General features: G+C 46.7%; 9 protein-coding genes. 2 read left to right on the top strand and 7 right to left on the bottom strand.

Features of this window, described 5'->3' with window-relative positions:
* Positions 1 to 9: 9 nt before the first annotated feature.
* From VC159_RS07405 to trxA, 5 genes are all read right to left on the bottom strand, one after another.
* Positions 10 to 1,401, bottom strand: coding sequence for an MATE family efflux transporter (locus tag VC159_RS07405; RefSeq protein WP_323473195.1), 1,392 nt, complete (start codon positions 1,399 to 1,401; stop codon positions 10 to 12).
* Positions 1,402 to 1,404: 3 nt separating this feature from the next.
* Positions 1,405 to 3,123, bottom strand: coding sequence for a hypothetical protein (locus VC159_RS07400; RefSeq protein ID WP_323473194.1), 1,719 nt, complete (start codon positions 3,121 to 3,123; stop codon positions 1,405 to 1,407).
* A gap of 89 nt (positions 3,124 to 3,212) precedes the next feature.
* A complete protein-coding gene (locus VC159_RS07395) occupies positions 3,213 to 3,560 on the bottom strand; it encodes a type B 50S ribosomal protein L31 (protein WP_072582141.1) in 348 nt (115 codons plus the stop codon).
* Between the two features lie 156 nt (positions 3,561 to 3,716).
* Positions 3,717 to 4,979, bottom strand: a complete 1,263-nt coding sequence (gene rho / locus VC159_RS07390) for a transcription termination factor Rho (protein ID WP_011903147.1) — start codon at positions 4,977 to 4,979, stop codon at positions 3,717 to 3,719.
* Between the two features lie 234 nt (positions 4,980 to 5,213).
* The gene (trxA, locus tag VC159_RS07385) at positions 5,214 to 5,540 is read right to left on the bottom strand and encodes a thioredoxin TrxA (RefSeq protein ID WP_062309025.1); all 327 of its coding nucleotides are present in this window, start codon (positions 5,538 to 5,540) and stop codon (positions 5,214 to 5,216) included.
* Between the two features lie 110 nt (positions 5,541 to 5,650).
* Here trxA and VC159_RS07380 point away from each other — a divergent pair, with 110 nt between their 5' ends.
* Both VC159_RS07380 and VC159_RS07375 read left to right on the top strand, forming a co-directional pair.
* Complete coding sequence (locus tag VC159_RS07380) at positions 5,651 to 8,617, top strand: PD-(D/E)XK nuclease family protein (protein ID WP_323473193.1); 2,967 nt, start codon at positions 5,651 to 5,653, stop codon at positions 8,615 to 8,617.
* A complete protein-coding gene (locus tag VC159_RS07375; protein ID WP_323473192.1) occupies positions 8,614 to 12,147 on the top strand; it encodes a UvrD-helicase domain-containing protein in 3,534 nt (1,177 codons plus the stop codon). Before VC159_RS07380 ends, VC159_RS07375 begins: the two co-directional genes overlap by 4 nt.
* A gap of 4 nt (positions 12,148 to 12,151) precedes the next feature.
* Here VC159_RS07375 and VC159_RS07370 read toward each other — a convergent pair whose 3' ends face one another.
* Complete coding sequence (locus VC159_RS07370) at positions 12,152 to 12,499, bottom strand: BrnA antitoxin family protein (protein WP_215359789.1); 348 nt, start codon at positions 12,497 to 12,499, stop codon at positions 12,152 to 12,154.
* On the bottom strand, positions 12,480 to 12,752 hold the full coding sequence (locus tag VC159_RS07365) for a BrnT family toxin (protein ID WP_215359791.1): 273 nt from the start codon (positions 12,750 to 12,752) through the stop codon (positions 12,480 to 12,482). Before VC159_RS07365 ends, VC159_RS07370 begins: the two co-directional genes overlap by 20 nt.
* Positions 12,753 to 12,986 lie beyond the last annotated feature (234 nt).

Genomic DNA, 12,986 nt, shown 5'->3' with positions numbered 1-12,986 from the left:
TAGTTTGTCTTAAACCTGTACCGGCGGATGCGTCTTCTCATAGCGCTCCGCCGTTCTTCTAAAGAGATAGAGCAAAAAGCACGCAGCTAAGCCCAGACTTAAGCTGTTGCCAGCCCAAAAGCCATTGGCGCCTTGTAGGAATTCTGGCGTATTGCCAAATACATTAAAACCCATGAGGTAGCCGCCACCAAGGCCTACGCCCCAAAGTGAGCCTGCATAAATCAACATCGGCCAAAAAGCAATGCGATAGGCCCGCAGAATAAATGCTGCGGTAACTTGAAGGGCATCAAATACTTGATAGAAGGCTATAAATAAGAAGAGGGGGATAGAGAACACCTTCACCTCTGCTGGTGGATCGTATAAATCCAATAGCTGTATTCTGAAAATCCAAACCGCGATACCAATAATGATGCACAGCGTGGTGGTAAAAAAGACGGATGACCAACCGATCTCTTCGGCACGCTCGGGTTTGTTAGCACCAATAGATTGTGACACTAAGGTCATGGTCGCAATGGAGAGGGATAGCGGCACCATGTAGATGACAGTTCCCATATTGGCTACGATTTGATGGCCTGCTAATGCCGTGGTTCCGAGGCGGGCAATAAATAGCGACATAAACGTGAAAGAAGTTACTTCAATCAAGTAACTAAAGCCAATAGGTGCGCCAAGTTTTAATAATGTCCAGATACGATGCCAATCGGGCATGCTAAAGCGAGCAAAGATCTTAAATGGTTTATAAAATCGATCAAATAAAACAAAGCCTAGAGTCATGAGTAGCCAAGACCAGTTAATGATGACGGTAGCTACAGCGCAGCCTGGCCCACCCATGCCCTCTATGCCTAAGCCTCCATAAATAAAAAGTAGGTTTAAGGGTAGCTTAAGTCCTAAGCCAATAATTTGTACAACCGTGATGACGGTGGGGCGTGAGACAGCATTGTGCAGCGCCATCAACACGCGCATAGCCATGCTGGCTGGTAAGCCAATTGCCAGAATGTTCAGATATAACTTCGCTTTACCTTCAATAGCATCATTGACTCGGGAAATAGCTAGCAAGTGATCTGCATTGAGCAAAATGAAGCAGCCCAAAATCGTGAGACCTAAAGCAAGCCAAGCTGCTTGCCGCACTTCTTCACCGATTTCTCCAAAACGTTTAGCGCCAAAGAGTTGTCCTGCAATTGGTGCAAGCGCCGAGATCACTCCAGTGAGGCCTACGTAAATGCTGATGAAGATAGCTGATGCCATTGCCAGCGCCGCTAAATCATCGGCTGAATAACGAGCCGTCATCGCAGTATCAAGCACGCCAAATGCGATTACAGCAAGCTGACCAACTAAAAGAGGTCCAGCTAGTTTTAGTAAAGAGGGGATGTCCTCGCGAAGGCGCGATAGTTTAAAGTGCAGCACGAATTATTCCGGGATAACTTCGTAGAGACGCAGGCGTTCATCGCGGTCAGCAGCGCGACGATCTTCCCAGAGCAGTGTGAGCTTTTTATTATTTAGCTCTGCATATGCCTTTGCTTCGGATTGGCTGTGGGTCAGCATCCATGGGCAATTGGGGTCATCTCGCAAATTGAGCTTGGAGAAGTATTCAAAAGAGGCGAGCTGTGCAGGCCCTAGATTGCTAGTGTCTATGCAGCCGCCACCAGCGGGGATTACTTGCGCCAATCGCGCAGAAACCTGACGATAGGTTTTCGCATAGTTAATGGTAGGGAGCCATAAAGACATCAGTAGCACCCACATTAAAGTGGTGCCGGATGCTGAGATGATGAGACAGCGCCAAATTTCTTTCGGGGCCCGAGAAGTTCTCCAGCGAACTACTGCAAGCCAAACACCCGTAGTAGCAAGAGCCACGATAAAGGCTAAGACATTAAATTGACCAGTAAATCCAGGAAGTAGGCGTGCAATATTGGCAGCTGTAGATTCTGGATAGCCAGTCACTTTGGCGAGCCAAATAATCCAAATGGCCAGCGCGATCAGCGTAAAGCTAAACATTGCAAACCAGTCAATAAAGCTAATGACGCTTCGCTTGAGAACGGGCAGACTAAATGCGGCAATAATCGAAAGACTTGGAATTAAGATCATTAAGTCATGTTCGTTAGCTTCGAGGCGGAACAAAACATAAATTAAGCTACCGATGAATAAGCTCAGAGGAATGCAAAGATGGGGCGCGCGCCATGTGCCTGATTCTTTAATGCGACCCCAGTGCGCAAGGGAAACGATTGCGAGCGGCCAGACAGGCCAAGCGTAAGCCCAGAAGTTCACACTCAAGAAACCCAGTGATTCAATGGATGGAGTAGCGCGCATTTCCGGTACATTGCGCCAGCCCTCTTCAGCGATGTGACGCCATTGCACTGGCAGATCAGCTAGATACCAAATCAGAGGCCAAATCGCAAAACCGATCAAACCTAAAACGGTACTAGTCAGCGTCCAGCGAAAGCGCAACTTCGCATTGCTAGCAATGACCGCAATGATGGTAGAGGTAACAATGATTAAGCTGAGTGTGAGATTGCTTGATAGGGCGACGATGGCAATACCAAGGCCAGTCCAGAAACCACCTTGCCAAGGTTTATCTAAGCCGCGGACTGTACCGTAAAGAACGATGCTGATACCCATGAGCTGCGCCATCATTGGCGTTGTTTCATGGGCGCGTTGCGCTAGACCTACGCACGCCAAGAAAATGAGCAGCGCACCATCAGCCAAGGTCATGCCGTAGCTCTTTAAATCAGGCTGACCACCAACGGCCAATGCCATCGGCTGCACTTCACGACGACGACCTAATAAATAGGTGGCATACCAAATTGCTAATGCAGCAGAGAAGAAGCAGATGGCTGCGTATAAGCGTGCAGCGTTAGCGGCGCCAATGAATGGACCAAACCACTCAATGAGTGTGGCGCCCATCCAATAAGGTAAGGGTGCGCCCAGAGAGATGTCGCGTCCAGCTAAATGAGGAACTATCCAGTCTAAGGAGTTACCACGAAAAAGTGTCCACATGCCACCAAAGCCTATGGCATCTTCATTCTTCCAGGGATCCCTAAAGAAGAGACCGGCGAAACCATAAACTAAGGTCAGCGCAAAAATAATAATGCGCGGAATAGATTTAGTGGCGGCGGCGGTAAGTTTGACCATGGGTGAAGTTCAAAATAAAAAAGGCAGCAAACGCTGCCTTGATTATCTCGCAGAGCAGGTATTTAACATACCCCGCGAATAGAAGTGGTTTAAGCCTTCTTCTTAGCTGGCTTTTCAGCAGCTTTAGCTTCTGCAGCAGCAGCTTTTTTCTCAGCTGTTTTAGCAGCGCCATCACCGGTAGCTTTAGCAACAGCCTTAGTACCGAATTTCTGACGGAATTTCTCAACACGACCAGCGGTATCCATAATTTTCTGGGTACCAGTGTAGAAAGGGTGTGATTCAGATGAAGTCTCAATCTTGGCTAATGGATATTCATTGCCATCTTCCCACTTGATTGTCTCTCTAGTAGACATAGTGGAGCGAGTCTTGAAGCTGAAGTTATTGGAAACGTCTACAAAGACGATTTCACGATATTCGGGGTGAATGCCAGGTTTCATGTTGAGTCCTATGAGCGGGGAGCCGTTTGAGCCAAATTGGCTGAAATACTTTCCCAGGTTTTAAAAGCGGTAAAGGCGAAATTATGCCATGAAATCAACAACAAAGCGCTGTTTAGGTGTCCAAAAAGGGCTGAAACAGCCCTCTAGACCCCTAAATTAGCCTCCGCGACGCATTAAGTCGAAGAATTCACCATTATTTTTGGTCGATTTGAGCTTATCTACGATGAAGTTCATCGCCTCGATATCGTCCATATCGGCCAGCAATTTACGCAATACCCAGATCTTCTGGAGGTTCTCAGCTTTAACCAAGAGCTCCTCACGGCGGGTGCCAGACTTATTGAGGTTAATCGATGGGTAAACACGACGCTCAGCCAAACGACGCTCAAGGTGAACTTCCATATTGCCGGTGCCTTTGAACTCCTCATAGATGAGGTCATCCATACGGCTACCAGTTTCAATCAGAGCGGTTGCGATGATGGTTAATGAACCGCCTTCTTCAATATTACGGGCGGCACCAAAGAAACGTTTTGGACGTTGCAATGCATTGGCATCTACACCACCAGAGAGTACTTTGCCTGATGAAGGAACAACAGTGTTGTATGCGCGTGCAAGACGAGTAATCGAATCTAACAAGATGATCACATCTTTGCCCATCTCAACCAAGCGCTTGGCTTTTTCAATCACCATCTCGGCAACTTGAACGTGACGTACTGCTGGCTCATCAAAGGTGGAGGCAACAACTTCACCGCGAACGGAGCGTTGCATCTCAGTTACTTCTTCAGGACGCTCGTCAACGAGCAACACAATCAAAATCGCTTCAGGATTATTGGCGGCAATGGCATGAGCAATGTGCTGCATCATCACGGTCTTACCTGATTTTGGTGAGGCCACGATCAAGCCACGTTGGCCGTAACCAATCGGGGAGATCATGTCGATGATGCGGCCAGTAAGGTTCTCTTCGGCCTTGATATCACGCTCTAAGCTGATCACGCGATTCGGGTGTAACGGCGTTAAGTTCTCGAACATGATGCGGTTCTTGAGGGCTTCTGGAGCTAAACCGTTGATCTTGTCTACCTTTACCAAAGCAAAGTAACGCTCACCATCTTTAGGTGTACGTACTTCACCTTCAACGCTGTCTCCAGTGTGCAAGTTAAAGCGACGAATCTGCGCAGGGGAGATATAAATATCGTCAGGAGAAGCCATGTAAGAGGCTTCAGGAGAGCGTAAGAAACCAAAGCCATCAGGCAGTACTTCCAAAGTGCCATCGCCGAAAACAGTTTCGCCAGCCTTCGCACGTTTTTTCAGAATGGCAAACATTAATTCTTGTTTGCGCATCCGTTGTGTATTTTCAATCTCCAAGCTAGCTGCCATTTCAAGCAGAGCGGATACGTGGAGGACTTTGAGTTCAGTTAATTGCATGTGGTTCTCGGGTGTTGATGAATTTGTTTTGGGGTATCGCTGCGCTGATTTAGATCACGCAGATGTGGAAAAACAGAATTTTGGAATTTGCTAAAAGAAGGGGGAGGTAAATTGCTGAAAATCGGAGCACTGATTAGTGCGTTTGAGTAATACTACACCAAAAAATGGGTGTGACAAGCGTTTAAAGCGGTAAAAGCCACAGGCTCAGCTGGTGAACCTGTGGTCCGAGACTATTTACAGATGACTATCAATAAATGCAGTCAACTGAGATTTGGCCAAAGCGCCTACTTTTTGAGCAGCCACAGTGCCATTTTTGAAGAGGATTAGGGTAGGAATACCGCGAATATTGAACTGGGCAGGTACGCCTTGGTTCTCATCTACGTTCATTTTTGCGATCTGTATCTTGTCGCCATACTCGCCAGCGAGCTCTTCCAGGATCGGACCAATCATTTTGCAAGGACCGCACCACTCAGCCCAGAAGTCGAGCAGAACAGGTTTATCGGACTTGAGGACGTCTTGTTCGAAAGAGGCGTCAGTTACATATTTAATGCCGGCACTCATGAAAATTCCTTATTTAGACTTATTTAGCGAGTTATTTAATTATGTCGTTACAACGCTTATATTAGCAATAAGCGGAACGTTCTGCTCAAAATAGATAAATTACCCAATTAATGTCCCAGCCGTTCCCAATTCTTTCTGACCAAAAGCAGCCACAGGCTTGGGCAATTACGCCCAATAGCCAAGCGCTTACCCAATTGGCAAAAGGCATCTGGGATTGTGCAGTGCAAACCAATCAGCGCCCCCTAGTGGTTCTGAGTACTGCGGGACCCTTAATCGGGGTTAGGGCAGCTCTTGAATTAAACCGACCCAAAGATCTTCGAGGCAACATCGCATTCTTACCTCAAGTCATCAGCTTTACAGATTGGTTGGAAGCTGCGCCAGGCGCATGGAAATTTCCAAAGAAGCAAAGTGATTTAGAGAGATGGTTGGGGGTATATGCCACTTTGCGCAAACACGAAGATCTGCAGTCATGGTTTAAAGCCGAAACAGAATCTGGTGCGTGGGGTCTAGCGCAGGCAATCGTTGAAGCATGTGACACCTTATCAACTGCAGTGAGTCCACAACTGCAAAAACAAATTCATGAATTCATTCAAAATAATCGGAATGAGAAAAGTACTCTCGGCGAGATCTGTCTGAGTCGGGCGCAGGATTTACTCGACAGTACTGTTGCTAAAGTCTACTCAGGAATGGCACGTAAGGTTGTTGATCAAGAGACTAAGGTCTTGCTCACATTTTGGCGCTACACCGCGAGTGTGAGCGATCCAGCATTTCGTGATCATTTTGCAATGGCGGCTCATCTCGAGGCTGCTAAGAATGCAAATCCCGCAAGACCTCTAATATGGGTAGAGACTGCTGATCCGACTCCCATCGATCAAGAGATCATCGGAACTCTGCTGGCCGAGTATGCCCAATATGCCCCTGTGGTAGAGGCAAGGATGAGCTGGAGTGATGTGGGCTTATGGGCAGAGACAATTGGTATTAGTGATGCGCAGGCAGAGGCGCTCAGGAATGTTAAGCAAGCCCATAGCAAGGGTTGGCGGCTGATTGCAGCTAAACGCTTCGAGGAGCTGGCGTGGGCTGCTGCCAAAACAATAGAGCAACATCTGATTGATGGAAAAACTCAGTTGGCACTGGTTGCGCAAGATCGCTTGGTGGCCAGAAGGGTGCGTGCCCTGCTTTCAAGATTAGGCCCAGCACTCAACATTCGAGACGAAACTGGTTGGAAGTTATCCACTACGCGTGCCGCAGCTGCACTCAATAGTTGGTTAGAACTCATTAAAGCGCCAAAAGATGGGCCTAGTGCAAAAGCCTTGCTTGAGTTTTTACAGAATCCTTTTTTAGATCTTGGAAAGATTTTGAATCGAGATGCAGAGGTCTGCATCGGACTCATTGCAGAGCTTGAAGATATCCTGGTAGGCAGTAAGGCAGAGTCTGGTTGGAAAACCTTTCACCTAGCTATAGAGGGCGCGCAAGAGAACGCAGTAAAAACATCTAGCGCATTACCTAGTGCTGCATTATTTGAGTTATTACAGTTTGTCAGAGAGCGCCATCATGAGTGGTTAACACTCAAGTTTGATTGCAGTAAAGCGTACGCTCACCTGCAGGCCAATCTCCAGGCGACTGGCATGGTTCAAAGCCTTGAGAAAGATTCGGCTGGCAAGCAATTGCTAGATGTCCTCAAGACATTTGATTTAAGTAAGGCGCAGTATCAGGAGGCGCCTATTCGCTTGAGTGAGTGGCTTAGTTTGCTTAAAACCGTCATTGAGGGTGCTAGTTATCAAGAGGCTGGCAAAGAGGCTAAAGCGACGCTGAGTATTTTGCCGCTGAGTTCTACGCGTATGCGTAACTTCGAAGCGGTAGTGGTAGTGGGTTGCGATGAACAACAGTTACCAGCGTATTCCGAGCCACCATTATTTTTTTCAGATGCACTAAATCAGCTATTAAAGACCTCGACGATAGCAATGCAGTTTGTACAGCAGGCCAGGGATCTCTCACAACTTCTGGTGTCATGCACCAATGTCGATTTACTCTGGCAAAGTAAAAGCAATAATGGTGAGCCGCTGAGACCTTCCGCTTGGATACAGCGTTTGCAAAATCAAATTGAGTGGGAAGCGAAAACAACTCAATTAAGCAAGCGCGCTTTTGAAGCTGCGCCAATGAAGATGGCGGTTGCGCATTTTGAAGAAGATCTACCCATGCCGCTATCGATGAGTCCCAGCGCCTATAAGGCTCTGCGGGATTGCCCATATCGATATTACGTCCGCAGTCTGCTAGGCTTACGTAAGAATAAAGAGTTTGATGAGGGCTTTGACGCTTCGTTGGCAGGACAGACATTGCATAAATTGCTCAAGCGTTTCTACCAAGCACTCAAAACCCAAGAGCATACCAATCCCGCTCTAAAAACCAATTCAGATCAAAGACGTGCTTGGATGGAACAAGTCTTAAGCGTTTATTCAGAGCAAGAGTTTGCTTCTTTGATTGAGGGTGATGCAAGAGTGATGGGTGCGTTAAGGGATTGGCAAAAACAAATTCCTAGTTTTGTAGATTGGCAGTTGCAACGTGAGTTAGCAGGTTGGCAATATTTCGATGGCGAAGTCAAAGTTGGCTTTGATTTGCCATTTAAAGATGTAGATGGCAATCCCAAGATCATTCGTATTGAAGGTTATGCCGATCGTTACGACGTCAATGTAGATAACAACAAGTTTGCCTCAGTGATCGACTATAAAAATCAACGTTTTGAGAGAGTCAAAGTAAGGGCTGAGCATATTCTGGATGATCCACAGCTATTGATCTACGCTCAGGCCGCCAATGAGGGTCAAGAAAGCCATAAGCTGAGTGGACATCAGGTACAGCAAGCCGAATGGGTGGCCTTGAAGGCGGATATCTCTAAAGGCGAGCAAAAAGCGCTGCGCAGCCAAGAGGTAGTTGATATGCCAGAAATGATGCAACAGTTTTCTGAGCAAATTACAGAAGATGTAGAGCAGCTTTGGGCTAAAAAGCCCATGCAAGCATTTGCTCCAGATGGGGTGTGCCAATACTGCGAAGCAAGAGGCATTTGCAGGAAGGGGATTTGGTGAGCGATCAGATTAACGCGTTGCCAGAGAAGCAGCCTTATTCAGAGAGGCTTGCTTGTGATCCACAGCGTTCGGTCGTTGTGTCGGCTTGCGCAGGCAGTGGCAAGACTTGGTTATTGGTGGCCCGGATGGTGCGGCTGTTGCTCGATGATGTGAAGCCACAAGAGATACTCGCACTCACGTTTACACGCAAAGCGGCGCAAGAAATGCGTGACCGCCTATATGGATTGCTCGAACAATTTTCAAAAAGTGATGATGTCTCTTTGATGAAAGAGCTAACCACTCGGGGTATAGAAAAAGAGCAGACTGAAAAATACCTGCCCAAGGCTAAAGCACTTTATGAACAGGTGCTGGCAAACCCACAACCAATTGTGATTGATACCTTTCATGGTTGGTTTGGCAGGTTGCTGGGCGCAGCTCCAGTATCAATGGGCATTCAGCCAGGGTTTAAGTTGCGTGAAGATGCTAAGCGACTGCAAGAGGAGTGTCTTGATGATTGGTGGGGTGATCTCACTCCAGAATTGAAAGCGCATTACGACGTTTTGCTGAATCATTTGGGCTCACATGAAACCCAAAAACTCTTAATGGGTAAAAGTAGTCTCTTTAAACAAAGAGGTGCATGGACTTTTTTTGCAAAGCAATGCGAGCAAGCGGGTATCACCCCAATAGGGCATCTAAAGCAATCCCTAAATAAACTGAATTTACCTAATCCATTGCTAGCTCAGTGGAATGCGCCTAATGCGCTGGCAGACTTACAGTTTTTAGCACGCTGTTTTGAAAATAGCAGCGTAAAAGATAGTGATCTTCTGAAATACTTGCTTCCCGCAATTGCCTGTAAAGAGAATTCTGGCGACGTGTCTGAGGTCGCAGTTAATTTTCAAACTACCTTCTTAACCAAGGAGCCAAAATACCGTAGCAATAACGACAAGGCTTTAGGTGAAGCGAAGAAATATCTTGAGAAGATGGGTGAGGCTCATCGTATTGATGAGCACATCGCCATTAAGCAAAATTGGGGCCATGCTTTTGAGGAATATCTGCTATGGCAAGCAGAGCGGGATATCTTCGCAATCAATGAAGCCTGGTTTGCTCTAAATCAATCCATGATGGCGCACGCCAACGCTCAAAAAGAAAATATGCGCGTGCGTGATTTCGATGACTTAGAGCTTGGTGTCAGTTTGCTGATGAGCGATGCCGCTAATGCTGCCTATCTTCAATCTCGCTTGGATGCTAAATACAAGCAAATATTGGTTGATGAGTTCCAGGATACCAATCCGCTGCAATGGCAAATTCTGCGAGCTTGGTTGGCGGGTTATAGCGAGGGTGATGAGAGGCCAAAAGTCTTTATTGTGGGTGATCCCAAACAGTCGATTTATCGCTTCCGTCGCGCTGATCCGAGATTATTTGTAAGTGCAGCCCAGTTTTTGCATCAATACCATGCCGCCGTTTACATTGAGCAGGATAAAACGCGCCGTAATGCAGGTGAAATCAATAAAGCAGTAAATGTAATCTTTCAGGGTGAGCAAGTTCCCCCCGATTACCCATACTCAGAACAGCAAACGCTTTGGACTGCTCCTGTTGAGGGCAAGCCCTCCGACGTTTATGCCCAACAAGGCGAAATTTATTTACTACCGCTGATTCCTTATGTGGAACAGACTCAAGAGTTGCGAGAAGGTAGCGCTTTTGATGGTGCCATTGCGGATTCAAGTGAAACTGTTGGAGTGATTCAGCGTCAGCATGAGGGTGAGTTGGTAGCACGGCTCATTCAAGAAGTGATTGCAACCCGAAAAGTTGCCGATAAAGAGGGTGGCAAGGAAATATGGCGAGACGCCAGAGCAAGTGATTTTTTATTACTCGTCAAGCGGCGTAAATATCTACCCCAATACGAAAGGGCTTTGCGTGATGTGAAGCTTGCCTATGAGAGTCCTCGCCTAGGCGGTCTACTCAATACTCTTGAGATAGACGACCTGATTGCTTTGCTGACTGTACTAGTAACCCCTCGCCATGACTTGCCATTGGCGCAGGTGCTCAGAACCCCGATTTTTGGTTTTACAGAAAAACAAATGCAGCAATTGGCAGTGGCGATGACTTCTGGCCATTACCGCTCCTGGTGGGATGCATTGCAAGACAGTAGGGATGCCAAGCTACAAGTGGCTGCGCGTTACTTAAAGCATTGGCATCTTTTAGGTGAGCGCTTGCCAGTGCATGACCTGCTTGATCGTATTTACCAAGAGGGAGATGTGCGCCTGAAATACGCTGCGGTCTGTCAGGACCTCGATCGACCTCAGGTCTTGGCAAATTTAGATGCATTCTTAGAGGTGGCACTCAATCAAGATGGAGGTCAGTACCCAAGCTTGAGTCGCTTTATTCAGGAAATGAACATTAAGCGCCGCGGGGACGATGATGAAACTCCCGATGAAGGTGATGTAGATGCGGCAAGTGATGAGAACTTGGCTGATGTGAATGAAGAGAGTGAGATGTCAGAAGAGGATCGTCATAAGCGTGTGCGCTTGATGACTATTCATGGTGCCAAGGGCTTGGAATCACCTTTTGTCATCATTCTCGATGCAAACAATACCGATACTAATGTGGATTACAGCGGAGTATTGATAGACTGGTCTCCGCAAGAAGAGGGGCCATCACATCTATCGTTGTTTACGTCTAAAACATTGACTAGCCCTCGCGCTGAGATCAATGAGGCTGAGAAACAAATTGGTGAAAAAGAAAACTGGAACTTGCTTTATGTTGCAATGACCCGTGCACGCCAGGGTTTATGGATTGGTGGTGATGCTCAAAAACCAACTGCCAATAATCCTAGCGGCTTAGATAAAGCCTCTTGGTATGGCAAGGCGAGCAATGCAGGGTTGACTGTATATCAGGTCAACCACCAGGTTGCAGCTACAGAAGAGGCTGAGGCTATAAAACCTAGTCAAGAAAACGTGGTCGAGGATTTTGTCTTGGACTGGAATCCCGCACAAGAAAGTCATATGCAAATGCTGTCTGATATTGAAAGCGGCGTCACAGTTGAAGTATTTGCGGGCGAGGGCGAGTGGGTAGAGGAGCTCGATCCAGAAATCTTAGAAGACGGCACGAACCTCCATAAGTTACTTGAGTTCCTTACTCCAGACTCCAGTAATCAAATAAAGCCACCCATGCCAAGCGAGCAAGAGCTGATGAATTGGCTAGGGGTAGATGAGGAGCATGCAAAAACGCTGATCGCTCGCACAAAAACAGTGCTAGAGGCTCCCGAACTTAAGCGCTATCTTGCCTCGCGTGAATGGCTACAAGCGTGGAATGAACTAGATATCTCTAGCAAGGATGGCAAGAGATATCGCATGGATCGCTTGGTGGAGTTTGGCGACCATTTGGCCATCATCGATTACAAGCTCACTATCCCAGAGCTGGGTAGCGAGAAATATGAAAAGTACCGCAAGCAGTTACAGGGCTACCAGGCTGAGTTAACCCGAATTAGAAAAGACAAGCCAAACAAGGCTTACTTGATTTCGTCCAAGGGTGAGATAGTCGAAGTAAGGTAAATCCTTAAGCTGCAGCCTTGAATTTGTTGGTCATTAAAGCGCCTTTGCTCAACTTCTTTTCAACAGTAGATATTGATTTGGATTCTCTTTTCACTTCACCAAGGACTTGATTGATAAAAGTTTGCCAGCCTTCCCCCTTGGATTTATAAAAATCTAAAGTTTCCTTATCAATTCTTAGGGTAACCTGCTCTTTAGCTCCACTGCCTAAGGGTCTCCCTCTGCCCCGAACCGCTCGGTGTTTAATTTCATTCCACTCTTCTTCTGTGATGGGCAGGTTGTCAGGATCGGATAGGGCTGCCTTGGTAATTGCAGCATCCTCTTTGGCACTCGGTCTAATTAGTTTTTTCTTCATAAAAATTTACCTCACGGGCGTTTGCTTTTCTTAGGCTAATAATTCTGATTACTATTTTTGATTCAACATAAACCACGCAATACACGCGTTGATTATTTGGAATCAGGGCAATGCGCCTTTCTTCACCATAATCTTTTCTTTGGTCGACCCAGCTATAGGCGGCATTCCAATCAAGTAGCTTTGCATCTGAAAGGGGTAGGCCATGTTTTGAAAGGTTTGAATCATTTTTTGCCGAATCATAAGTGAATTTCATCGGAAATATTGTAGTTACGTTAAATCATAACATCAATGAATTAATATAACTACAAAAATTATGGGAATTCCAATAAAGGAGTGGTTAGGAAGGGCATGAAGCACTATCATTGGAATATGGAACGTTTCCCCTTCATTCTCGAGCTAGTAGAAGTTGCGCAGCCCTGGCTCTTCCGAGCCAGTGTTTACCTATCCAATGCTTTTCTAGACGATCCGGCAATTCTCGCTTTTGCTT

Source organism: Polynucleobacter sp. JS-JIR-II-c23, assembly GCF_035011225.1.
Lineage (GTDB): Bacteria > Pseudomonadota > Gammaproteobacteria > Burkholderiales > Burkholderiaceae > Polynucleobacter.
The sequence above is the reverse complement of the archived record's forward strand: the minus strand, read 5'-3'. Positions and strand labels throughout refer to the sequence as shown.